Raw genomic sequence first — 19,801 nt, 5'->3', positions numbered from 1 at the left:
AGAACCCGTCCACACAGGACGAGCCGATACGGCGGCGCGCACGAATGCCCGCCCGCCGCGCACTGCCTCCCATCCGGACTTTAACCGTCGGTCCAGGAATTCCACCTGGTCAACCGGCCGCTGAACTACACGGACGGGTCGCGGACTATAACCGCCGGTTCGGACTTTCACCGACCCCGGAGTGCGCTGCTTCTGGTACACGGCAAGTGTGCCACGCCTGGCAAGGGTCCATCCAGGTGAAGTGTGTGGGGTGGCTCACAGAGGGTGTCGATGGACTTCTCAAGCAGCCCTCACCTGCTGGATCATCTGGTCTAGTCCTTTTCCGGATCACCGGACAGGACACCTCTGGACCGGTCCGGCGGTGGTGACGACGGCCCTTGCCCACCGCCGGGCCTCTCAGCCGAGCAGGCCCGGGCCCCAGCCGAACAGGCCGGGGCCTCTCAGCCGAACAGGTCGTCCTGCGCGCCGTCCTGGGCCGTCAGCAGCGCGCCGCGCAGCACGGCCGTATCGCCGAGGACGCTGGGGCGCACCTCCACGGGCAGCGGTGACATACCGGCGATCCGTTCGGCCACGCGTACGGCGAGCTCCTCACCGCCGGCCTGCCCGACCTCGCCGCCGAGGACCACGCATCCGGGGTCCAGCAGCGCGACGACGGACGCGACACCGAGGGCGAGGCGATCGGCGAGGGTGTCGAGGAAACGGGCGGCGCGGACATCGGCCGCCGTGGCGACCGCCCATCGCACGACCTGCGCCGCGGTCGCCGGCTCCCCCGCGCCGCCGATGTCCAACACCCCGCATTCCCGGGCCAGTTCGAGCACCGCCGTCGCACCGGCCAGTGAATGGAAGCCCCCTTCGCAGTCCGTCGCCGAAGGGAGTCCCCGCGTGCCCGGCACCGGCAGGAAGCCGAGCTCGCCCGCGCCGCCGGACGCTCCCCGGCGCAGTGCGCCGTCCAGGACGACCGCGGCGCCGATGCCCATGTCCAGCCAGAGGAGGACGAAGGTGTCCCGGTCCCGGGCCGCGCCGTCGCGCATCTCCGCCAGGGCCGCGAGGTTGGTCTCGTTCTCGACGACGACGCGGGCGTCGGGCAGCCGTTCCTGGAGGGCGCCCACCAGGCTGCGGTGCCAGGCGGGCAGGCCGGTGGTGTTGCGGAGTTCGCCCGTGGCCGGGTCGATCAGACCGGGGGCGCCGATGCCGACGGTGTGCAGACTGCCCCACTCGCGTACGGACTCGGGTCCCCGAACTCCCGTCGCCTCAGGCCCGGTTGGCCCGGTCCCCGCCTCCTTCACCGCCCGCTCCACCAGCGCGACGGCCTGCTCCACCGCCGGTCCCGTCCCCGCGTCGGCGTCGATCGGCACGGACGCCTCAGCGAGGACCCGGCCGACCAGGTCGGAGACGAGCACGGAGACGCTCTCCAGGCGGACGTCCAGCGCGGCGAGATGGGCGCGGTCGCCGACGATGCCGTACAACCGGGCGTTCGGGCCCCGCCGTTGGGCCCCCGACTCGCCGACCATCTCGATCAGCCCGGAGGCCGTGAGGCGTTCGACGAGGTCGGCGACGGTGGGCCGGGACAGTCCGGTGAGCTGCTTCAACTGCCCTGCCGTCAGCGGGCCTTCGCGCTGCAGGAGACGCAGGGCGAGCCGGTCGTTGATGGCCCGGGCGGTGCTCGGGGATGCGGGCATGCCGGGAATCCTCCCAGATCGAGGGGGTGCGGCCGGCGGCCGGTAATTCTCTATCTATCAGGCAGGGTTCCTGATAGTTTACGCGACGCAGCTGAGGGCGGGGACGGAATCCGAACAGCAGGAGGGGTCGGACAATGAGCGAAGTGGTCTACGACCGACACGAGGTGAAGCGCGCCCGGTATGCCGTGGCGGCCGTCTTCACCGTGCACGGCGCGGTCACCGGCTCCTTCGCGACCCGGGTGCCGTGGATCCAGGAGCACGCGCATGTCGCCGCCGGCTGGCTCGGTTTCGCGCTCGCCTTCGGCGCGTTCGGTGCCTCCTGCTCGATGCCGCTGGCCGGTTGGATCACCCACCGCTTCGGCAGCCGTACGGCGCTGCGCGGGCTGATCTCGATGTGGACGATGTCCCTGATCCTGCCGTCCCTCGCGCCGAACCTCGTCACGCTGTGCCTGGCGATGTTCACGTACGGGGCGAGCGCGGGCATGGCCGACGTCGCGATGAACGCGCTCGGCGTCGAGATCGAGCGCCTCATGGACAAGTCGATCATGTCGAGTCTGCACGGCATGTGGAGCGCGGGCGCGCTGATCGGTTCGGCGGGCGGCACGCTGGCCGCGCACCTCGGCTCGGACGCGCGCGTGCACCATCTCATCGCGGCCCTGATCCTCACGCTGCTCGGTGTGACCGCCTGTCGCTGGGTGCTCGACATCCAGCCGGGGGTGGAGGAGGAGGCTCCACCGCGGTTCACGCTGCCGCCCCGGTCGGCGCTGCTCATCGGTGCGGTGGGCTTCTGCGCGGTGTTCGCGGAGGGGGCCAGCCTGGACTGGTCGGCGGTGTATCTGCACGACCAGTTGGGCACGTCCGCCGGGCTCGCGGCGGCCTCGACGACCGGGTTCATGCTGACGATGGCGGTGGCCCGGCTGGTGGGCGACACGGTGGTGAACCGCTTCGGCTCGGTGCGTACGGTCCGCGCGGGCGGGCTCCTGGCCGTGTGCGGCGGCCTGCTGATCGTCGTCGCGGACAGCCCGGCGCTGGCGATGGGCGGCTTCGCGCTGCTCGGTCTGGGCATCGCCGTGGTCGTACCGCTGTGCTTCGCGGCGGCGGGCCACAGCGGGCCGAACCCGAGTCAGGCGATCGCCGGCGTGGCGACGATCACCTACACCTCGGGGCTGATCGCGCCGAGCCTGATCGGCGGGGTCGCGCAGGCGACGAGCCTGATGGTGTCGTTCTGCCTGGTCACGGCGTTGGCGGGCGGGCTCGCAGTCTTCGCGGGCGTGCTGCGCGCCGGGGACCGGGACCGCCCGAAGGTCAGCGCTCCGAGCGCAGCAGTGCCCGACCGACAGCTCTGAAGCCCTCGCTCCATGGCGCGGGGCGCAGCGTCCCGGCGTCCAGCCGGACCAGCACGCGGGTGCCGGTCGCGTACGTCACCGAGCCGTCGGCGGAGCAGAGTCGGAACCCGTACGTCAGGCCGGTCGTGCCGAGCCGGTCCAGCCACAGGTGGACGGCGTAGGTGCCGGGCCTGGTGACCGGCGCCTCGTAGCTGATCAGCAGTTCCTTCACGACATTGCAGGCGTCACCGGCACTCGCCCAGTCGCCGTCGAAGCGGACTCCGTGCTCCTGCCACAGCTCGGTCCAGGCCCGCTCGACGAGGAGCGGATACCGGGCGTTGTGCAGCATGCCGAGCGCGTCGAGATCGTCGAAGTGAACGGTGACGGGGATGAGCCGGCCGTGAGCGAGGGCGCTGGCGCTGGCGGACGGGGATTCGACGGTCACGGCGGGGCTCCCGAGCGGTGCTGAGTGGGGCGGAGGAGACTGTGGGGACGCCCCATTCTAAGCAACCGCTCAGGAACCCCTGTTCGAGAGGGCCGGGGCGGGAGGGCGGTGCGGGTCGGGTGGCGGGCGGGCTTGTGCGGGCGGCCGGCCGACGACCGGCGGGCGTGTGCAGGCCGGTCGGTCGAGGGCAGGCAGGCCTGTACGAGCTGGTCGGCCCACGATCGGCGAGCCTGAGCGGGCCCGTCGGCCGAGGGCAGGCAGGCCTGCGCGGGCCGGTCGGCCAACGCCAGGCAAGCCTGTACGAGCTGGTCGGCCGACGGCAGGTGCGCCGCTTCGCGGCCAGTCACCTGGCGATAGGCGAGCTCTCGCGGATTGGCCAGCCCACGGCCAGCAGGTCCTCGCACGCCGGTCAGCCCGCGATCGAATCCAGCTTCCCGGCCGCCGGACGCAGCGCCCACAAGTCACCGCCCGACCGCACCTCCACCTTCGGCACGGCGGCTCTGGCCCGTGCGTCGCCGGGCGGCAACCGGCGGGCCTGTACGAGCTGGTCGACCGACGGCAAGTGCGCCCCTTCGCGGCCAGTCACCTGGCGATGGGCGAGCCCTCGCGGATTGGCCAGCCCACGGCCAGCAAGACGTCGCATCCCGGTCAGCCCGCGATCGAATCCAACTGCCCGGCCGCCGGACAGAGCGCCCACAAGTCACCGCCCGACCGCACCTCCACCTTCGGCACGGCGGCCCTGGCACGAGCGTCGCCGGGCGGCAACCGGCGAGCCTGTACGAGCTGGTCGACCGACGGCAAGTGCGCCCCTTCGCGGCCAGTCACCTGGCGATGGGCGAGCCCTCGCGGATTGGCCAGCCCACGGCCAGCAAGACGTCGCATCCCGGTCAGCCCGCGATCGAGTCCAGTTGCTCGGCCGCCGGGCGCAGTGCCCACAAGTCGCCGCCGGGCGGTGTCTGTAGTTTCGGTACGGCGGTCTTGGCCTGCGTGTCGCCCGCGTCGGCCGCCGCGTGGACGATGTCGCTTGCTGCGTAGCGGTAGAACTCCAGTTCCGGGTGCGGCCATGCGGCGGCTCCGGTCGCGGCGGGGAGCAGATAGTCGACGGCCTTCAACAGGCCCTGGCCGTCCGGGCCTTGATAGGTCCAGAGGTTCACGCCGACGTGCCGGCCGATGGCCGCGAGGCGGGTGTAGGCGACCAGGTCGAAGGTCGAGTAGTGCCAGCTCCGGGTCCGTGCCAGCTCCTGCGGCTGGCTGCCGTCGCCCGCGATCTGAGGGTCGATGCGCTTGGCGCGCGCGTCCAGCACGGTCCGCTTCGCCAGCGCCTTGTCGCCGGTCGCGTAGGCGAGGGCGGCGAGCTGCATGTCGTAGAAGGTGCCGTGGTTGTTGGCGGCGGCGCCCTCCTCCTTGCCGAAGGTGCTGTTCTTCAGCCAGCCGAGGAAGTCGGAGTTCCACTTGGTCATCGCCGTGCGGTCGGTCTTCGTCCAGCCGGGGGCGCCCGTGCCGAGGATCGCGATGGCGTCGACGACGCTGGTGTACGACTGGGAGAAGTCGATGATGCCGATGGCGCGGCCGTCGTACTTGCAGGGGATGAACTGGGCGTGGTTCAGGTTGGGGTTCATCCTCGTGGCCGGGTCGAGGAACCAGGTGCGCAGGACCTGGCCGGCCTTCCGCGCGTAGCGCTTGTCGCCGGTGTAGTACCAGGCGAGCGCGAGGTCGTACGTCGAGTCGAAGACCTTCTCGACGTCCTGGCGGTCGGTGCCCGTGTCGACCTCGGGGTTGCGCTGGCCGTCGCGCTGGACGTACGGGCAGCCCCAGGGGTTGTCGGCGGTCGGTGTGGTCGTGGGCCACCAGTACGGTGCCTGGCTCAGGTAGTCGTGAACATCGCCGCCGGGCGCGAGTTTTGGTTTGTCCACGACCGTCCAGGGGCCCTGGTCAAGCCAGTTGTCGGCACGGTTCGTCAAGTTGCCTAGGGCGTGCCGGAGTTGGGGGTCGCCGCGGTCCAGGCGGAGCTTGGTCTGCTGGAGGCGGGCACCGTCGAGGACGGCGGTGTCGGGGGCGGCCGACAACGGGTGCGCGGCGGCGGAGGGGACGAACACGGCGGTCAGCGTGGCCACCGCCGCGAGCAGGACACCCAGTCGGGGTCTCGCACTCACCAGGGATCTCATCGGTGCACTCACCAGGCGACTCCGATCATAAATGTGAACGCAGTTCATGAGTGGGACCGTGTGAGCGTAGAACCGCCAGGTACACGTGGCAATGGTCCGGACCGTCTTCATGTACGGGGACGATGAGTCTCACGATGGGGCGTGCGCCCCCAGCGGTGCCGCCCCGTTTTCGCGTCGGCGCACAGTTCTTTCCGACGGACGTGGTGTCGGGCCCGAACCGCCCGGACAGCCGCACGGCGCCGCACGGGCATCTGATATATCGCTGGTATGCGTACTGAATTCAACCCGGCCCAGCTCGAACCCGTCGCGGTTTATCGACTGCTCACGTCGACCGTCGTTCCGCGCCCCATCGCCTGGGTTTCGACCGTCTCCGCCGACGGCGTCGACAATCTCGCCCCGCACTCATTTTTCACCGTCTCGTCGGTCACCCCGCCCATCGTGCAGTTCACGTCGGTCGGCCGTAAGGACTCACTGCGCAATGTCGAGGCCACCGGGCAGTTCGTGGTCAACCTCGCTCCGGAACCGCTTGTCGACGAGGTGAACAGGACCGCCACCGACTTCCCGCACGGCGTCAGCGAGTTCGACGCCGTGGGAGTGGCGCGCGAGGCCAGTGCACGGGTGAAGGCACCACGCGTCGCCGGCTCCCCCGTGGCACTGGAATGCGAACTCCACAGCACCCTTCGGCTGGGTGACTCCACGGTGGTATTCGGACGGGTGGTACATATCGCGGTCGACGAAACCGTGCTGGAGAACGGCCATCCGGAAATCACGCGCCTACGACCCCTGGCACGCCTCGGAAAAGACGAGTGGAGCACCATCGGCGACGTTCTCGACCTGCGCCGTATTCGGTACGCCGACTGGCCGGCGTCGAGTTAGGAGTCCGAATTCCGCCGTGGTAGTTGCCCGTCCCGCTCTCCCCCACACCGCCGAACGGCAGATCCGGGACAGCGAGATGGGCGATCGGGAGGTCGTGGCCGAGGCCGCCCGGAGGCGGTGGCGGCCATCGAATATGGGTCGGCGATGCGCAGGCCCGGCAGACGCATTCCGCCGGACCCCGCGTACTAGTCGAGCCGTCCCCACGCGGCGACCAGCTCCGACAGGTAGACGATCGCCTGCGCCTGCTCGCACGCTTGCGACAGGCGGCCGCGCAGCGTCTCGATGTCCACGGCGTGGGCGTCGGCGACGCCGCCGCGCTCGAGCAGCGGCAGGAGACTGCGCACGGTTTCGGCGATGAGGGACATCGCCGGCGAGTCCGCGCCTCCCGTCGGGACGGCGACGGCGACCTCGGGTCGGGCCAGCCCCGCGGATCGCAGTACCTGGGCCAGTTGTTCGCCCATGTCGGGATTGCTGCCCGCCTCGCGCTGCGCCGCGCAGATCCACTCACGGCAGGTCGTCACCAGGGGCACCTCCGGAATGGCGCGTGCCCGCGAGATATTGATCTCCTGGAATGTCACGAGACCTCCGGGACGGACAGACCTGGTCAGCCCTTTCACTACCGCCACGGGGTCCGCGAGATGCATCAGGATCAGTCGGCCCACCAACGCGTCGACGGGTTCCGCAAGTTCGACATCGGGCAGCACATGGTGCTCGAAGCTGACGTTATCCATCGCCGCCGCGGCGGCATTGGCGCGCGCGGTCTCCAGCACCTCCGGATTCATGTCCACGCCCACAACACGCCCCTGCGGGCCGACAATTCGCGCGGCGGCGAGAGACACCCCGCCCGTGCCGCAGCCGACGTCGAGGACGCTCATTCCCTCCCGCAGGCCGGCGGCCCGCAAGAGGTATTCGGTGAACCCTCCGTACAGCGCGTCCTGGACATCAAGTCTGGCCGTTTCCGCGGAGGTTCGCCCCATCGCGTACGTGCTGCCGCCCGCCTCTGACATGTTCGTTCCGCCACCGTTCACGAGTACCGACCGAGACACCCCGACGGTGACTCGCGCACGACTCTGCCAAGGCGTGCCGGAGCCGTCTTTCGTGTCGGCGCACAGTCCTTTCCCGTGGACGAGCGGATCAGTTGATCAGCGGATCAGCGGGCCAAGTCGTAGGCGTACGACGCCGTGAACGTGCCGGCCGCGCCCTTGCAGCCGTCCGACTCCCCCGGCAGTTTCACCCACAGATAGCCGTCGATCCGGGCCTCCCCCGTGTTCAGCGTCGGTGCCCGGCCGATCTTCCGGCCGGCCGGGTCGCACCACTGGCCGTCGGCCGGGGCGCCGTTGCCGTTGCGGCTGGTGTCGATGACGGCGCCGAGACCCGCCGGGCCGCCCAGGGCGTCGAGGACCTGGCGGTCGTAGGCGATCTCCGCCGAAGTGGTGTGGAAATTCGAGACGTTGCTGAAGATCCCGTCGGAGGAGTCGGCGGAGGCCGCGCCCGCCTGCTTGAGCAGCGCCGCCTGCTGCCCGGCCGGGTTCCAGTCGGAGTGGCCGGCGTCGTAGTACACGCGGGCCTGCGGGTCGGCGGCCTTCAGGACGCGGCCCGCGCGGGCCAACGCCTCGAAGCGTTCGGCGCGTTGGGTGTCGTCGAGGCAGTCGGCCTGGGCTATGGAGTCGGGTTCCAGTATCACGACGACCTCATGGGAGCCCAGGCCCGCCGCGAAGTTGTCGATCCAGTCGTCGTAGGCGGCGAAGTCGTCCGCACCACCCTCGGAGGCTCCGCCGCAGTCGCGGTCCGGGATCGCGTACGGCACGACGACCGGCACCCTGCCCTGCGCGGCGGCGCCCGAAGTGACCGCGCGGACGCGGGAGGTGATGGTCGACGGAGTGAAGTCGGCGAACCACACGGCCGCGGGCTGGTCGGCGATCCGGTCCGCTATGACCTCAGTACGGGGGTCGTCGGGGTGGTCGCGGACCCAGTCGAGGACCTGGGACTCGGGGTGACGGTAGAGGCGTGGGGAGACGGTGGCGGTCCGCTGCGGCTTGCGCGTGGTGCCGGTCGTGGCGGTCCTCTTCGGGCGGGCGGACGAACTCGCCTTCGCGGACGGGGAGTTCGACGCCGACGGCACTTCGGGCAGCGGTACCAGCAGCGTCGCCCCGGTCGCGTCGGGCCGCGCCGAGTCCGCACCGCTGCCGTCGTCCAGCGCTCTGATCATCCCGGTCACCGTGCCGACCGCGACCACGACCGACGCGGCCACGACCAGCACGCTCCGCCGGGCGGACCGCCCGCGTCGCCGGCCACGCGAACCCGCCACGCTGCCGCCCCCTCCCGTGCGCCGCGCCCGTTCCCCCGTTCTGGGGAAGTGTCGGGCCCGCCGGCACCTCGGCCAGCCTAGGACTGGGACGCTGCCCCCATGGGGCAATTGGCACACTTCACCACACCCGTGGACAAGGTCGTCTCCCGGCTGCGCGCGCTCGACGAGGAACTGCCCGCCCGGGACGGGATCGCGGTGTTCAACCGCGTCTACCTCGCCGTCACGGAGGCGGTCGACCGGAGCGTCGACGCCGGGCGGTTCAGGGACCCGCGGGCCGCGATCACGCTGGACGTACGGTTCGCGGAACGCTATCTGGCGGCCGTGGACGCGGCCACCAACGGGCGGCGCGCACCTGCCTGTTGGCGCCCGCTGTTCCAGTTGCGCCGGCATCCGGGCGTACGACCGCTGCAGTTCGCGTTGTCGGGCATCAACGCGCACATCGGCCACGACCTCGCGCTCGCCGTGGTGGACGCCTGTCGTACGCTCGACTGCGAACCGGCCGATCTGGAGGACGAGTTCGACCGCGTGGGCGATCTCCTCGTGTCGTTGGAGGAGCGCATCCGCGAAGAGCTGATGCCGGGTCCCGACCTGTTCCAGATCGCCGATCCGCTCACCCATCTGCTCGGCTCGTGGAGCCTGGAACGCGCCCGGGACGCCACCTGGACGGCGGCCCGGGCCCTGTGGGCGCTGCGCGGACTGCCCGATGTCGCCGAGGAGTTCACCGAACGGCTGGACGCGGCGGTGGGGCTCGCGGGGCGCATGATGCTGACACCGCTGCCCGACTGAGGTGGCCTGATCCGATCGGCGTGCGAGCCGCTTCGGAATCTCCCGGTGATCGCCCTACGTTGACGGCACGCACCCGACTGCGAAGGAGCACCGGTATGACTCGGCTCGGCCTCAGCCTTCCCCAGATGCGGCAGTACAGCATCGGCGCGGACGTTCCCGACGTGGCCCGCACGGCCGAACAGATCGGCTACGACAGCCTGTGGGTCTTCGAGCGGGCCCTCTTCCCCGAGCCCGCCACCCAGGGCCTGTACGGCGTCCCGGGTCTGCCCTGGCCGGACGCGTACAGGAACGTGGCCGAGCCGCTGGTCACGCTGACCCTCGCGGCGGCGGCCACCGAGCGGGCGCGGCTGGGCAGCAGCGTGCTGGTGGCTCCGCTGCACACGCCCTTCCAACTGGCCAAGTCCCTGGCCTCGTTGGACGCGGCGAGCGGCGGCCGGGTGATCGCGGGTCTGGGCACCGGCTGGTCGCTCGACGAGTACGCGGCCTCCGGAATCCGGCCGTTCGAGGACCGCGGCACGGTGCTCGACGAGCTGATCGAGGTGTGCCGGGCGATATGGGGCCCCGACCCGGTGAAGTACGACGGGCAGCTGACGAAGATCGCCTCCGCCGTGGTCGGTCCCAAGCCCGTCCGGCCGATCCCGATCATGCTGGCCGCGACCAACAAGAAGGCCCAGCGGCGGCTGGTCGACCACGCCGACGGCTGGCTGCCGGTGGGCATGGGCGCCGAGCAACTGGCCGCCCAGTGGCGGGAGTTGCAGGACCTGGCGGCCGAACGCGGGCGCACCGAACCGATTCAGACGGTCGTGCGGGTCAACACCGTGTACACGGCCAAGCCCTATGACGGACCCGACCGCCAGCCCTTCCAGGGCAGCGCCGACCAGATCGTCGAGGACCTGGTGGCCCACGCGGAGGTCGGCCTGGAGGAGATCCTGATCGACCTCCAGACCACCCCTCGGGACGCCCAGGAACTCAAGGCGGTCGCCGCCGAGGTGTACGAGAAGGCGCGGGCGGCCGGGGTCTGAACTCCCGTCAGTCCTCAGGAAGTTCGACCGGCGCGATCGCGTCGTAGACGTCCCCGGGCCCCGGGTTGGTCGGGTCGGTCGCGCCGCCGAACAGATGCATGACGCCCCAGACCGCGTTCAGCGCGGTCTGGACGGCGCCCTCGGCCCAGCCGGCCGTCCAGGAGATGTCGTCGCCCGCGAGGAACACACCTCGCTTGTCCGCGGGCAGCCGGTCCTGCATGAAGTGGGTGAACAGGCGCCGCTGGTAGCGGTAGTGGCCGGGCAGGTTGGCCTTGAACGCGCCCATGAAGTAGGGCTCGTTCTCCCAGGAGACGGTCACCGGGTTGCCGATGACGTGCTTCCTGATGTCGACCTTCGGATAGATCTCGCCGAGCGACTTCAGCATGACCTCCATCCGCTCGTTGGCCGACAGCGGCAGCCACTTGAGGCTGTCGTCGCACCAGGTGTACGAGAGGCAGATGACAGCCGGCTTGTCCGGGCCGTCGTCGAGGAGGTAGGTCCCGCGCGTCATACGGTCGGTGAGAGTCATCGACATGACGTCCCTGCCCGTCTCCTCGTCCTTGTCGAGCCAGAAGGGGCGGTCGACCGGGACGAAGAGCTTGGAGCTCTCCATGTAGTGGGTGCGCTCGATCGCCGTCCAGTGGTCGATCGGGAAGAGCGAGTCGTCGCAGGCGATCTTGGAGAGCAGCATCCAGGACTGGGCGGTGAAGATCGCCGCCCGGTAGGTGCGGATGTCGCCGTTCGCGTCCGTCACGGTGATCCGGTTGCCGGCCGTACGGTGCAGCCGGGTCACGGCGGGGCGGGGTTCGCCGTTCACGTGCAGGGACGCGAGCGAGGTGCCGTAGGGCCAGTGGACGACCTTCTGGGGCTCGCGGTCCCAGAGGCGGAGCGGGAGTTGCTGGGAGCCGCCGACGATGCCGCGGTGGTGGTCGTCGGCCTCGGTGTAGACGACGCGCAGGATCTCGAGGATCGAGTTCGGGAAGTCGGTGTCCCAGCCGCCCGTTCCGAAGCCGACCTGGCCGAAGATCTCGCGGTGCCGGAAGGATTTGAAGGACTCGGAGTCGCAGAGGAAGCCGTAGAAGGTCTGGTTGTCGAGCTTCTCGACGAGCCTCGACCAGATCTCGCGGATGCGCGGGACGTCGCGTTCGCGCATGGCGCGGTTCATGTCGGAGAAGTCGGCGCCCTCTTCGAGACAGGCGTTCCAGGCGTGCATGACGTCGCGGTAGACCTGCGGGAGGTCGTCGACCGTGGTCGCGTAGTGGGACTCGCCCTTGAGGTCGACGACGGTCGAAGGGGTCGCCTCCGCAAGGGGGTTGGGGAACGGGCGGGTCTCGAGTCCGACCAGGTCGATGTAGTGCTGGAGGGCGGTGGAGGAGGGCGGGAAGCGCATCGCGCCCATCTCGGCGGTCAGTTCCTCGGTGCCGGGGCCCTCGAAGCCGACCGTGCGCAGTCGGCCGCCGATCCGGTCGGCTTCGTAGACGACGGGCTTGAGGCCCATCTTCATCAGTTCGTAGGCGGCGACGATGCCGGACAACCCGCCCCCGATGACGGCGACTTCGGTGCCGTGCTCGGTCGCGGGTATCTGGCCGAGGCCCGCCGGGTGGGCGAGGAAGTCGTCGTAGGCGTAGGGGAAGTCCGGCCCGAACATGGTGATCGGCGGCTGCCGCTCGTCGGCGTGCTGGACGGCGTTGGGCACCGTGGACGTCATGAGGTAGGGACTCCTAGCGGAACAAGAACAAGTTCAAGTGCGGGAAGGGCAGGGGGGATTCAGGCCAGGGACCCGTAGAGGCCGGGGCGGCGGTCCGTCAGATACGGGTTCGCGGCACGGGAGTTGGCGAGGAGAACGGGGTCGACGTCGCCGAGGAGCAGTTCCTCGCCCCGGCCGGCCTTGGTGCGGGCGACTCCGTCCGGACCGGCGAGCGTGGAGAGACCGAAGAAGTCGAACTCCCCTTCCTGGCCGATGCGGTTGATGTACGCCACGTACATCTGGTTCTCCCAGGCCCGCACCGGGACCACGGACTCGGCGACCAGCTGGAACGGGACCATGTTCGCCGTCGGGACGAGCAGCAGGTCGGTGCCGGCGAGGGCGTGGGCGCGGACGGGCTCCGGGAACTCGACGTCGTAGCAGATCATCAGGCCGATGGTCAGGCCGTTCAACTCGGCCTGGACGACGGGCTGTTCGCCGGGGGTGAAGTGGGCGCGCTCGAAGTCGCCGAAGAGGTGGGTCTTGCGGTAGTTCGCGAGGCGGTCGCCGTCGGCGGAGATCAGCTGGGCGGAGTTGTGGACGGCGTCGCCGTCGCGCTCCGGGTAGCCGTAGGTGATGGCGAGCCCGTGCCGGCCGGCGATCTCGGCGATCGTGTCGGCGGAGTCGCCGTCGGCGGGTTCGGCGAGGCGGTCGATGTCGTCGCCGATCGCGTATCCGGTGAGGAACATCTCCGGCGCGGCGAGCAGCGCGGCACCGCCGGCGGCGGCCCGGCCGGCGGCCTCGTCGAGGACCTTGAGGTTCTCGACGACGGAGCCGGGGCGGCCGGAGCTCTGGAGCAGGGCGGTGCGCATGCGTGGTCCTCACCGGTACGAAAAGACTGAAGAGTCCCTTTATTGGGGCCCCCTAGACGGTACGGCCGAGGGGCTGGGCCGGACAAGAAGGAGCCGTTGCGCGCCGGTGAGCGTTTTGTTGCGTGCGGGCGGGGTGGGGCGGCGATTCGTTGCGCACCGGTCGTTCCGGTGCGGCGGACCCGTTGTCAGTGGTGGGGCATAGGTTTCCGCCCATGAATCCTGAACTGGTCAACCGGCTCGAACCGTTCCGTGCGGAGGCGCTGCGGCGCGGGATACCGCCCCAGGACGTCGAGGGGTGGATCGCCGCCGCCCGTCCCCGCGCGACCCTCGTCACCCGTGGGAAGGGGCCGGTCGTCGGCAGGTTCGGCGGGCCGCTGCTGTTGCCGGCCGACGTCCCCGACCCCTGGTTCCCGTTACTCGCCACCCTCGACTGCGCGGCCCTGCCGGAGGAGGTGACGGGCCTTCCGCTGCCTGTCGACGGCCGCCTGCTGCTCTTCGGCTTTCCCGAGCTGCCGGACTACAGCGCACCGGCCGGAGAGGTCGTGTACATCCCCGAGGGGACACCCGTCGAGGAGCGGATCACGAAGAACAACTACGCCTACGAAGACCTCATATGCGAGCAGTTCCCGCAGGAGGAGCTGCGGCTGGCGCCCGATGTCTCCATGGCGTCCCACTTCCTGGCCCGGTCCGAGGAGCGCGGCGGGGAGGTCGTCACGCTCCCCGGCCATCCCCATGCCGGGGAGCTGGCCGAGACGTGGGAGCAGACGTACGGCGACATCGTCGTCGACGGACCGCTGCACTCGGCGGGTACGCCTCCCACGAGTGCACGGAGACGGACCCCGTCATGGACGCCGCCGACGAGGCGAAGGACGCGCGACGGTTCCGGGGCGACGCCACGGAGCTGCCCGCCCCCGAGGAGTGGGTGCTGCTCGCCCAGTGGGACATCGGTCTCGACGGCCGGGAGGGTTCCACCCTGCACTGGGTGATCCCGCGGCAGGACCTGGCCGACCGCCGCTTCGACCGTGCCCACGTGTCGTTCTTCTGGAACCCGTGACGACAGCGCCCCAAAGGGGCGCGGGGAACTGCGCGACCAGCCACGACGGACCCGCAGCCGACCCACGGGCCTTCCAGCGGAGCACTTAACCGCGTGGCACCGCAAACACCGTGAGGACGGCCGCGTGGTCCGAGGGCCAGCAGTTGGCGGACACGTCCGGCCAGGGGCTCGGCGTGCCGGTGACGAAGGCGCGGGAGTCGAGCACGGTCAGGCCCCGGTGCAGGACGTAGTCGATGCGGTCCTGGGGTTCGGGACGTCCGCTGCCGTCCTCGTGCAGCGGGTGGATCGGCGACCAGGTGTGGCCGGGGTCGGCGACCGGGTCCGGGTAGGCCTCCCGGTAGCTGTCGCGCAGGCCCGCGTCCGCCGCCGCCTTGGTGACCGGCCACTCGACGTCCGGCCAGTCCAGGTGCGAGGGACTGTTGAAGTCGCCGACCAGGACCACGGGTACGGCGTCCTCGGCCGCGTCCGCGATCCGGTCGAGGGTGTCCCGCATCTGGGCGAGCCGTACGTCCTCGTGGGCGATCAGGTCGGCGGCCGGGAGCCCGTCGAAGGCGGACTCGTAGGGGCCGTAGGGCGTGTAGTCGAGGTGGCAGGTCCACAGGTCGATCTCGCGGCCTTCGGCTACGGCGATCCGTACCCCGGCGGCTCCGTAGAAGCCGACGTCCGGGTCGCCGAAGCGGGCGGTGATCGGGTGGCGGCTGATCACGCCGAGGTTCTCGCCTGCCCGGTGGTGGTGCCAGCCGAGCGCCTCGGCCAGTTCCGCGGCCGCGGTGCCGCCGGTCTCCTGGAGGCCGACCACGTCCGCGCCGGTCTCCGCGATGACCTTCAGCTGCTTGGCGCGGTGGTCGTCGACCTTGCTGCCGCCGAGCCAGAGGTTCCAGGTCAACACGCGTAGCTCGTGGGCCGTGCCCGGTGTCACCATCGCGCGCAGGTCCGCCGGGGTGATCCCGGTGAGGCTGGCCCGTACGGTCCGGCCGGGGGCCGTGTCGATCGGGGCCAGCGACGGTACGGCGAGGACCGCGCAGCCGGCCGCCTCGGCGGAGCTGACGCCGGTCTGGGTGTCCTCGACGGCCACGCAGGCCGCCGGGTCGACGCCGAGGGCCCGGCAGGCGGCGAGGTAGGGGTCGGGGGCGGGCTTGGTGGCCCCGGTGTCGTCGGCGGTGACGGAGACGGCGAAGCGGCTCGCGCCGAGGGCGTCGAGGACGGTGTCGGCGACCGCGCGGGGGGACGCGGTGACCAGGGCCGTGGGGACGCCGTCGCGGGCGAGGGCGTCGAGGAGGTCGAGCGCGCCGGGGCGGGGCACGATGCCGGTGCGGACGCGGGCGGCGAACTCCCGGTGCAGTTCGGCCGCGAGGTCCGTCGCCGACGCGCCCGTGGCGGTGGCGAGCCAGTCGGCGGTGTGCTCGACCGGACGGCCGAGCACCTCCGACTGGTCCGCGTCGGTGAGGGTTCTGCCCGCGACCTGCTCCACCGCCTCCCACCACAGCCGCTCGGTGTCGACGAGCGTTCCGTCCATGTCGAACAGGACGGCCTGGAGCGGGAGTTGGGTGTGGGGGGTCACGTCTCTCTCTTTCACTGCGGGTTCACTGCGGGCTTGTGGGCCCTACGGGTTGACGCGTTCTGCCACGAGTACCGGCCGCTCCGGCAGCGACACGCGTACGGCGACTCCGGCGCCCAGGGTGGTGGCCTCGTGCGTGGGCAGGTCGGCCTTGACCTCGGTGCCGTCGCCGAGCCGAACGCTGACACGGACGACCGCGCCGAGGAAGGCGGTACCGACGACACGCGCGTCTCCGGCGTCGTCGGCGTTCACGTGGATCGCCTCGGGCCGTACGAGCACGTCGACTTCGGGTCCTGCCGGTGCCTCGCCGTCGACCGGCAGCCGCTGGCCGAGCACCTCCACGGTGCCGTCCGTGAGGTGCCCCGGGAGCCGGCTCATCGTGCCGACGAACTCGGCGACGAACGCGGTCGTGGGCCGGCCGTACAACTCGGCCGGTGCGGCGCACTGTTCGAGCTTTCCGGCGCGCATGACGGCGACCCGGTCGGCGATGGACAGGGCCTCTTCCTGATCGTGTGTCACGAAGAGGGTGGTGATGCCGAGTTCCTGCTGGAGGCGGCGGATCTCCTCGCGCAGGGACAGCCGCACTTTGGCGTCGAGCGCCGACAGCGGCTCGTCCAGGAGCAGCACGCGCGGACGCAGGGCGAGCGCGCGGGCCAGCGCGATGCGCTGCTGCTGGCCGCCGGAGAGCTGGTGCGGGAAGCGCTCGCCCTTGTCGCCGAGCCCGACAAGATCGAGCAACTCGCCCGCACGGGAGCGTCGTTCGGCCGTACGCACCTTGCGCATGCGCAGTCCGAAGGCGACGTTGTCGAGTGTGTTGAGATGCGGGAAGAGGCTGTACGACTGGAAGACCATCCCGGCGTCACGGCGGTGCGCCGGCACGTCCGTGACGTCCTTGCCGTCCACCAACACCTCGCCGGAGGTGGGGTGTTCGAACCCGGCGAGCATGCGCAGGGCGGTGGTCTTGCCGCAGCCGGAGGGGCCGAGCAGGGCCAGGAACTCGCCGGGCTCGACGGTCAGGTCGAGGCCGTCGAGGGCGACCGTGGGGCCGAACTCCCGGCGCAGGCCCCGGAATTCGACGGTGGCGGCGTTCTCCGTCGTGGTTTTCTCAAGCGTGGTGGCGGTCATGGTTCATCCCCGGGACTTGGCGGTTTTGTCGCGCCCGCCGACACCGGCGAGCGTGAGGAGGAGTGCCCAGGTGACGACCAGGCTGAGCACGGAGACGGCGACGGAGAGCTGGGCGTTGGACCCGCCGACGCTGTAGATCCACACGGCGAAGGGCTGGAAGCCGAGCAGCTGGGCCACGGTGAACTCGCCGAGCACGAGCGCCAGCGTGAGGAAGGACGCGTTGAGCAACGCCCCGCGCAGATTGGGCAGTACGGCCCGCACGAGGGCCTGCGGCCAGCCCGCGCCGCAGCTGCGGGCGGCCTCGACGAGGGTCTTCACGTCGATCGCGCGCAGCCCGGAGTCCAGCGCCCGGTACACGAACGGCAGCGCCATCACGACGTAGGCGAGGACGAGGATGAACGGGAAGCTCGGGTTCTGGATGGCGACGAAGGTCTCGAACAGCGGGGTCCGGGACAGGTAGTCGGGGCCCCACTTGAGGACCGTTGCGATACCGGCGACGAACGCGATGGGCGGCACCACCAGCGGCAGCGAGCAGATCACCTCGACGACCGGGCGCAGCCGGGGCGCGCCGAGCCGTAGCGCGACCATGGCCGGGACCATCAGGAGCAGGACGACGGCGATGGTGGCGGCGGCGAGTTCCAGCGAGAGCACCAGGCTGGAGGTGAAGCCGTCGGCGGAGACGATCTGGGTGTAGGCGTCGAAGGTGACGCCCTCCCCCGGCACGTCGACCGTGAAGATCACGGAGGCGGCGAGCGGCACCAGGAAGTACAGGGCGGCGAGGCCGAGGACGACCCACCGCCAGATGTTCAGGCGTCCAGCCATCGCGCGCTCCGTCGTTGCAGGGGCAGGTACACGGCCATGACCAGGCCCGCGACCAGGACCATGTCGAGGCTGAGGGCGAGGGCCACGTTCTCCTGGCCGACCAGCACATTGCCGGAGATGGCGTCGGCGATCTGCAGGGTGACCAGCGGGATGGAACTGCCCACCATGGCCGCGGCGGTGGCGTACGCGGCGAAGGCGCTGCCGAAGAGGAGGACGAATCCGCCGAGCAGCGAGGGCAGCAGCACCGGCAGGGCCACGTGCCGCCAGTACTGCACGCCGGTGGCGCCGTTGTTCGCGGCGGCCTCGCGCCACTGGGTGCGCAGGCCCTCCAGGGCGGGGGTGATGGTGAGGACCATCAGCGGGATGAGGAAGTACAGGTAGACGAGGACCAGGCCGGAGAAGCTGTAGAGGTCCCAGCCCTTGTCCTTGAGGCCCAAGTGGGTCGTCAGCACACCGGCGTTGCCGAGGGTGGCGACGAACGCGAAGGCCAGGGGGACACCGCCGAAGTTGGCGAGGACCCCGGAGGCGGTGAGGACGGCCTCGCGCAGCGCGCGGAAGCGGGAGGTGATGACGACCTGCGCGAGCGGGAGACCGAGCAGGGTGCCGAGGGCGGCCGAGAGGGCGGACAGCTTGACGCTGCCGACCAGCGCGGTGAAGTAGGCACCCTGGAGCGAGTCGGTGAGGTTGACGGTGCTGTACGAAGTGGCGCCCGTCGTCTGGTTCTTGACGGTGAAGGCGCCGTTCAGCATCGCGATGGCGGGCACCCCGAAGGCGACCGCGACGAACACGAGCAGCGGGACCACGGCGATCCAGCCGGGGACGCGGCGCCGCCGCTTCGAGGAAGCGGCGGCGACCACGTCGGCCCGCGTGAGCGTGGCCGTCATCCGGAGACGGCCTTCGCCCAGCCGGACGCGATGACCGTCTTGGCCTTGCTCTGCTGGGCCTCGGTCGGGAAGGACGGCGTGCCGGTGACCTGCGGGAGCTTGGCGGCGGCGGTCTTGTCGAGCGTGCCGGCCGACTCCATGGAGGTCATCAGCACCGGACGCGCGTACCCCTTGAGCCACAGGTTCTGGCCCTCGGCGCTGTACAGGTACTCCTGCCACAGGCGGGCGGCCGCCGGGTGCGGGGCGTCCTTGTTGATGGCCTGCGAGTAGTACTGCGCGTACTGGCCGTCGGTCGGGATGGTGACCTTCCAGTCGACGCCCTTGGACTTGAACTCGTCGGCGTAACCAGCGTTGAGGTAGTCCCAGTCGATGGAGATGGGCGTCTCGCCCTTCTCGACGGTGGCCGGGGTGGACTCGACGGGCGTGTAGTTGCCGTTCTTCTTCAGCTTGCCGAAGAAGTCCAGGCCGGGCTGGATGTCGTCGAAGGAGCCCTTGTTGGCGAGCGCCGCCGCGTAGACGCCACCGAAGGCCGAACCCGACTTGGTGGGGTTGCCGTTGAGGGCGACCTGGCCCTTGTACTGCGGCTTGAGCAGATCCGCGAAGGTGGTCGGACAGGTCTTCACGCGCTTGGCGTCGCAGCCGATGGAGATGTAGCCGCCGTAGTCGTTGAACCACTGCCCCTTCGGGTCCTTCTGCCCCTCGGGGATCTGGTCGAAGGAGGCGACCTTGTACGGCGCGAGCAGACCCTGCTGGGCGGCGCTGAGCGCGAAGGAGGAGCCGAGGTCGAGGACGTCGGGCGCACGGTTCTGGCCCTTGCGCGAGGTCACGGCGTTGATCTCGTCCTGGCTGGAGCCGTCCGGGTTCTCGTCCGTGATCTTGATGCCGTACTTCTTGGTGAAGCCGTCGATGATGGCGCCGTAGTTGGCCCAGTCACGGGGCACCGCGATGATGTGCAGCGTGCCCTCCTTCTTGGCGGCCTTGACCAGGGCGTCCACGCCGCCGAAGTCGGCGGCGGAGGTGGCGGTGGCGGCGTTCTTGCCGTCGGCGGTGGTCGACGAGTTGGTGGGAGCGGCGCCGCAGGCGCTCAGGGCGAGCGCGGCGACGACGGCGAGGGAACCACCCAGGACGGCGTTTCTCGGCGGGGACACGGTCACGGTCTCTCCAGGGGTGCGCACGAGGGTCAGAGCAGAGCGGAG

General features: G+C 70.6%; 18 protein-coding genes and 1 riboswitch. Of the genes, 5 read left to right on the top strand and 13 right to left on the bottom strand.

Annotated features, from left to right (window positions below; genetic code table 11):
* Positions 1–55: 55 nt before the first annotated feature.
* A riboswitch (FMN riboswitch) is annotated at positions 56–189 on the bottom strand.
* Between the two features lie 251 nt (positions 190–440).
* Positions 441–1,679, bottom strand: coding sequence for an ROK family transcriptional regulator (locus tag SSP08S_RS04850; RefSeq protein WP_019066445.1), 1,239 nt, complete (start codon positions 1,677–1,679; stop codon positions 441–443).
* A gap of 134 nt (positions 1,680–1,813) precedes the next feature.
* On the opposite strand from SSP08S_RS04850, the gene SSP08S_RS04845 reads away from it, so the two are divergent.
* Positions 1,814–3,025, top strand: coding sequence for an MFS transporter (locus SSP08S_RS04845; protein WP_019066444.1), 1,212 nt, complete (start codon positions 1,814–1,816; stop codon positions 3,023–3,025).
* Here the strand turns inward: SSP08S_RS04845 and SSP08S_RS04840 are convergent.
* The 3 genes from SSP08S_RS04840 to SSP08S_RS04830 all read right to left on the bottom strand — a co-directional run bounded on the left by SSP08S_RS04840 (position 2,985) and on the right by SSP08S_RS04830 (position 5,602).
* Positions 2,985–3,449, bottom strand: a complete 465-nt coding sequence (locus tag SSP08S_RS04840; RefSeq protein ID WP_019066443.1) for an acyl-CoA thioesterase — start codon at positions 3,447–3,449, stop codon at positions 2,985–2,987. The two genes, SSP08S_RS04845 and SSP08S_RS04840, sit on opposite strands and share 41 nt — an antisense overlap.
* 409 nt (positions 3,450–3,858) lie before the next feature.
* Entirely contained in the window at positions 3,859–4,011 is a 153-nt protein-coding gene (locus SSP08S_RS61600) for a hypothetical protein (protein ID WP_019066442.1), read from the bottom strand.
* Between the two features lie 325 nt (positions 4,012–4,336).
* Complete coding sequence (locus SSP08S_RS04830) at positions 4,337–5,602, bottom strand: alginate lyase family protein (protein ID WP_019066441.1); 1,266 nt, start codon at positions 5,600–5,602, stop codon at positions 4,337–4,339.
* Positions 5,603–5,881: 279 nt separating this feature from the next.
* Here SSP08S_RS04830 and SSP08S_RS04825 point away from each other — a divergent pair, with 279 nt between their 5' ends.
* On the top strand, positions 5,882–6,490 hold the full coding sequence (locus SSP08S_RS04825; protein WP_019066440.1) for a flavin reductase family protein: 609 nt from the start codon (positions 5,882–5,884) through the stop codon (positions 6,488–6,490).
* A gap of 185 nt (positions 6,491–6,675) precedes the next feature.
* Here the strand turns inward: SSP08S_RS04825 and SSP08S_RS04820 are convergent, their stop codons facing one another.
* Together SSP08S_RS04820 and SSP08S_RS04815 are read right to left on the bottom strand one after the other, a co-directional pair.
* Entirely contained in the window at positions 6,676–7,497 is an 822-nt protein-coding gene (locus tag SSP08S_RS04820) for a class I SAM-dependent methyltransferase (protein WP_019066439.1), read from the bottom strand.
* Between the two features lie 143 nt (positions 7,498–7,640).
* Complete coding sequence (locus SSP08S_RS04815; protein WP_026178181.1) at positions 7,641–8,747, bottom strand: glycoside hydrolase family 6 protein; 1,107 nt, start codon at positions 8,745–8,747, stop codon at positions 7,641–7,643.
* A 150-nt stretch (positions 8,748–8,897) separates the two neighbouring features.
* On the opposite strand from SSP08S_RS04815, the gene SSP08S_RS04810 reads away from it, so the two are divergent.
* Complete coding sequence (locus SSP08S_RS04810; protein ID WP_026178180.1) at positions 8,898–9,584, top strand: DUF5995 family protein; 687 nt, start codon at positions 8,898–8,900, stop codon at positions 9,582–9,584.
* A 95-nt stretch (positions 9,585–9,679) separates the two neighbouring features.
* Positions 9,680–10,606 (top strand): LLM class F420-dependent oxidoreductase, encoded by a 927-nt coding sequence (locus SSP08S_RS04805; RefSeq protein WP_019066436.1) that lies wholly within the window; start codon positions 9,680–9,682, stop codon positions 10,604–10,606.
* Between the two features lie 7 nt (positions 10,607–10,613).
* Here the strand turns inward: SSP08S_RS04805 and SSP08S_RS04800 are convergent, their stop codons facing one another.
* A complete protein-coding gene (locus SSP08S_RS04800) occupies positions 10,614–12,314 on the bottom strand; it encodes a flavin monoamine oxidase family protein (protein ID WP_019066435.1) in 1,701 nt (566 codons plus the stop codon).
* 59 nt (positions 12,315–12,373) lie between these two features.
* Positions 12,374–13,162: a carbon-nitrogen hydrolase family protein gene (locus tag SSP08S_RS04795; RefSeq protein WP_019066434.1), complete on the bottom strand. Its 789-nt coding sequence runs from the start codon at positions 13,160–13,162 to the stop codon at positions 12,374–12,376.
* Between the two features lie 212 nt (positions 13,163–13,374).
* Here SSP08S_RS04795 and SSP08S_RS59035 point away from each other — a divergent pair, with 212 nt between their 5' ends.
* On the top strand, positions 13,375–14,148 hold the full coding sequence (locus SSP08S_RS59035) for a hypothetical protein (protein ID WP_245607829.1): 774 nt from the start codon (positions 13,375–13,377) through the stop codon (positions 14,146–14,148).
* 153 nt (positions 14,149–14,301) lie between these two features.
* Here SSP08S_RS59035 and SSP08S_RS04780 read toward each other — a convergent pair whose 3' ends face one another.
* From SSP08S_RS04780 to SSP08S_RS04760, 5 genes are read right to left on the bottom strand one after another with little or no spacing between them, the layout of a single operon-like run.
* The gene (locus SSP08S_RS04780; protein ID WP_019066431.1) at positions 14,302–15,777 is read right to left on the bottom strand and encodes an HAD-IA family hydrolase; all 1,476 of its coding nucleotides are present in this window, start codon (positions 15,775–15,777) and stop codon (positions 14,302–14,304) included.
* A gap of 42 nt (positions 15,778–15,819) precedes the next feature.
* A complete protein-coding gene (locus tag SSP08S_RS04775; RefSeq protein ID WP_019066430.1) occupies positions 15,820–16,899 on the bottom strand; it encodes an ABC transporter ATP-binding protein in 1,080 nt (359 codons plus the stop codon).
* Between the two features lie 3 nt (positions 16,900–16,902).
* Positions 16,903–17,721: an ABC transporter permease gene (locus SSP08S_RS04770; RefSeq protein WP_019066429.1), complete on the bottom strand. Its 819-nt coding sequence runs from the start codon at positions 17,719–17,721 to the stop codon at positions 16,903–16,905.
* The gene (locus tag SSP08S_RS04765; RefSeq protein ID WP_019066428.1) at positions 17,706–18,605 is read right to left on the bottom strand and encodes an ABC transporter permease; all 900 of its coding nucleotides are present in this window, start codon (positions 18,603–18,605) and stop codon (positions 17,706–17,708) included. The genes SSP08S_RS04770 and SSP08S_RS04765 overlap by 16 nt, the downstream gene beginning before the upstream one ends.
* Positions 18,602–19,759, bottom strand: a complete 1,158-nt coding sequence (locus tag SSP08S_RS04760) for an ABC transporter substrate-binding protein (RefSeq protein ID WP_019066427.1) — start codon at positions 19,757–19,759, stop codon at positions 18,602–18,604. Before SSP08S_RS04760 ends, SSP08S_RS04765 begins: the two co-directional genes overlap by 4 nt.
* Positions 19,760–19,801: the final 42 nt, after the last annotated feature.

This window comes from Streptomyces hokutonensis (genome assembly GCF_000376565.1).
GTDB classification, from domain to species: domain Bacteria; phylum Actinomycetota; class Actinomycetes; order Streptomycetales; family Streptomycetaceae; genus Streptomyces; species Streptomyces hokutonensis.
This window is presented reverse-complemented; position numbering and strand designations above follow the sequence as displayed.

Bases quoted from the DNA above. Each gene is read 5' to 3' on its own strand.
- SSP08S_RS04850 (WP_019066445.1), bottom strand. From the start codon at position 1,679: ATGCCCGCATCCCCGAGCACCGCCCGGGCCATCAACGACCGGCTCGCC.
- SSP08S_RS04845 (WP_019066444.1), top strand. From the start codon at position 1,814: ATGAGCGAAGTGGTCTACGACCGACACGAGGTGAAGCGCGCCCGGTAT.
- SSP08S_RS04825 (WP_019066440.1), top strand. From the start codon at position 5,882: ATGCGTACTGAATTCAACCCGGCCCAGCTCGAACCCGTCGCGGTTTAT.
- SSP08S_RS04820 (WP_019066439.1), bottom strand. From the start codon at position 7,497: ATGTCAGAGGCGGGCGGCAGCACGTACGCGATGGGGCGAACCTCCGCG.
- SSP08S_RS04810 (WP_026178180.1), top strand. From the start codon at position 8,898: ATGGGGCAATTGGCACACTTCACCACACCCGTGGACAAGGTCGTCTCC.
- SSP08S_RS04805 (WP_019066436.1), top strand. From the start codon at position 9,680: ATGACTCGGCTCGGCCTCAGCCTTCCCCAGATGCGGCAGTACAGCATC.
- SSP08S_RS04800 (WP_019066435.1), bottom strand. From the start codon at position 12,314: ATGACGTCCACGGTGCCCAACGCCGTCCAGCACGCCGACGAGCGGCAG.
- SSP08S_RS04795 (WP_019066434.1), bottom strand. From the start codon at position 13,162: ATGCGCACCGCCCTGCTCCAGAGCTCCGGCCGCCCCGGCTCCGTCGTC.
- SSP08S_RS59035 (WP_245607829.1), top strand. From the start codon at position 13,375: ATGAATCCTGAACTGGTCAACCGGCTCGAACCGTTCCGTGCGGAGGCG.
- SSP08S_RS04775 (WP_019066430.1), bottom strand. From the start codon at position 16,899: ATGACCGCCACCACGCTTGAGAAAACCACGACGGAGAACGCCGCCACC.
- SSP08S_RS04770 (WP_019066429.1), bottom strand. From the start codon at position 17,721: ATGGCTGGACGCCTGAACATCTGGCGGTGGGTCGTCCTCGGCCTCGCC.
- SSP08S_RS04765 (WP_019066428.1), bottom strand. From the start codon at position 18,605: ATGACGGCCACGCTCACGCGGGCCGACGTGGTCGCCGCCGCTTCCTCG.